We start from the raw sequence: 2,257 nt of genomic DNA on the forward strand, positions 1-2,257 counted from the left end.
GGCTATGCGAGCAGTCTCCAGCAGCCGCAATCGCCGATGCAACGGACGACGGATCTTCAGGGCGGATCTCATCAGCCATGGATAGCTCAGATAGCTGAGCCACGACATCCAACCGCGCAAAACCATAGGCACGGGTCAGCACCCAGTAGACCTCAGCCCAGACAACCGTTGCGACGAAACCTGGCCGACTTTCGGTCAGGTGTGTCAACTGCCGCGTCCAAAATCGCTCGGACTTCGGCCTCTACCGATCGCCCATGTTCGGCGGCGCGGGCCCGTAGCCGCGCGTGTGTCTGATCCTTCACCTGCCGGATGGTCGATGCGCTCATCTCAAGACACCTCCTGACAGCGATGCTGGCACCGTGTGACTGCTGTCATGGTGAGGTCGTGACAGCGCCTATCGGTGCGCCGGCCCGATCCCGGCCACGATGGACGTATGGACGCCGTCATTGAGGCCAAGAACCTCTCGAAGACTTTCCGGGCCCGCTCGTCTTCTCCGGTGCATGCGGTCGCGGGCATCGATCTGGCCGTCGGCGAAGGCGAACTCGTCGCCTTCCTCGGCCCGAACGGTGCGGGCAAGACCACGACCATCGACATGATCCTCGGCCTGACCACACCGACATCCGGATCGCTGACGGTCTGCGGGATGGCTCCTCGGCAAGCGATCATTCACAGCCGGGTCTCCGCTGTGTTACAAACCGGCGGGTTGTTGCGTGACATCACCGTCAAGGAAACCGTCGGGGTGATCGCCGCGCAATATCCCGAGCATCTAGCGACCGGCGACGTGATGCAGCGCGCCGGTATCACCGATCTGGCCGGGCGCAGGGTTTCCAAATGCTCGGGCGGCGAACAGCAGCGGCTACGTTTCGCCCTGGCGCTACTGCCCGATCCCGGCCTGCTTGTCCTCGACGAGCCCACCGCCGGGATGGACGTCAACGCGCGGCATGCGTTCTGGGACGCGATGCGAGCCGAAGCCCACCGGACCGTGCTGTTCGCAACCCACTATCTGGAGGAGGCACAGTCCTTCGCCGACCGGATCGTACTGATGAATCGCGGCCAGATCATCGCGGACGGCACCACCCAGCAGATTCGGGCGCTCACCAACGTCCGGACGGTGAGGTTCTCCCACGACGACCCCGCATCCCTGCAACCAAAGCTCGCGGCCAACCCCAGCGTGACAAGGGTCGTCACCAACACTCACAGCTTGACCGCGGAAACCAGCGACTCGGACGCACTGCTCGCCGACGTGCTCGCCTGGGGCGGGTACGACATCGAGGTGACCGCGCCCAGCCTGGAAGCGGCATTCATGGCGCTCACCCAATCCGACTCCAAGGTGGCCTGAGATGGGAACCTATTTCGCACTCGAACTCAAGCGGGCGCTGCGCGACCCGTCCGCACTGATGTTCACCATCGGCATCCCGGCGTTCATGTACTACATCTTCGGGGTCTCGATGGAGTGGGGCGCCTACGACATCGGCAACGGCAACGTGTCGATGTACGTGATGATCAACATGGCGGCCTACGGGGCGGTGACCGCCACCACCTCGGTGGGCGGACTGGCTGCGGTCGAGCGGATGCAGGGCTGGGGACGCCAACTCGGGCTCACCCCGATGCCCGACAGCCGGTTCGTCATCACCAAGGCACTGGTGGGCACTGCGGTGGCCGCGCTGCCGATCGCGCTGATCTATCTCATCGGATACTTCACCGATGCGCAGGCCATCTGGTGGGTGTGGCCGGCCAGCGCCGGGCTGGTGCTGCTCGGAGCCATGCTGTTCTCGCTCTACGGCCTGATGGTGGGCTTCCTGTTCCGGTCCGAGAATGCCGTCGGGATCGCGTCCGGCATGGTGGTGATCTTCGGATTCCTCGGCAACGTCTTCATGCCGCTGAGTGGGGCGATGCTGACCTTCTCCAAGTTCACGCCGCTGTACGGCCTGGCCGCGCTCGCCCGGCGTCCGCTGACCGAGGGCAATGACATCGACCAGACCACCGGGGAACTCATCGTCCAGCCGCTGTGGCAGATTCTCGCGAATGTGGGCGGGTGGTTACTGATCTTCGGTGTCGCGGCGATTGTGCTGGTACGCAGGTCACGCGAGCGGCAGTAAGCCCTCGTTGTACCGTGTCACTACCCGACCAAGGAGCAGGCATGCCACAAGCACCCGCTGCTGCCACGACCGAACCCGGAGCCACCGGCGCAGACCCGTGGCCCAAGTGGGGCCGGATGCTCGGCGGCGCCTGGATCTTCTTCCTCGCCTACCCGATC

Annotated in this window: 3 protein-coding genes; 2 read left to right on the forward strand and 1 reads right to left on the reverse strand. The window is 64.6% G+C overall.

Annotation, left to right across the window (positions count from 1 at the left end):
- Window positions 1-208: hypothetical protein (locus tag AAFP05_RS11710; RefSeq protein ID WP_341730049.1), on the reverse strand; the 208-nt coding region annotated here is incomplete at its 3' end.
- 225 nt (window positions 209-433) lie between these two features.
- On the opposite strand from AAFP05_RS11710, the gene AAFP05_RS11715 reads away from it, so the two are divergent.
- Together AAFP05_RS11715 and AAFP05_RS11720 are read left to right on the forward strand one after the other, a co-directional pair.
- Window positions 434-1,339, forward strand: a complete 906-nt coding sequence (locus AAFP05_RS11715; RefSeq protein ID WP_341730050.1) for an ABC transporter ATP-binding protein — start codon at window positions 434-436, stop codon at window positions 1,337-1,339.
- A 1-nt stretch (window position 1,340) separates the two neighbouring features.
- A complete protein-coding gene (locus AAFP05_RS11720; RefSeq protein WP_341730051.1) occupies window positions 1,341-2,099 on the forward strand; it encodes an ABC transporter permease in 759 nt (252 codons plus the stop codon).
- Window positions 2,100-2,257 lie beyond the last annotated feature (158 nt).

This window comes from Brooklawnia sp., from assembly GCF_032229645.1.
Lineage (GTDB): Bacteria > Actinomycetota > Actinomycetes > Propionibacteriales > Propionibacteriaceae > Brooklawnia.

Excerpts from the sequence above, each read along its gene's own strand:
- AAFP05_RS11715 (WP_341730050.1), top strand. The coding sequence starts at position 434 with ATGGACGCCGTCATTGAGGCCAAGAACCTCTCGAAGACTTTCCGGGCC.
- AAFP05_RS11720 (WP_341730051.1), top strand. The coding sequence starts at position 1,341 with ATGGGAACCTATTTCGCACTCGAACTCAAGCGGGCGCTGCGCGACCCG.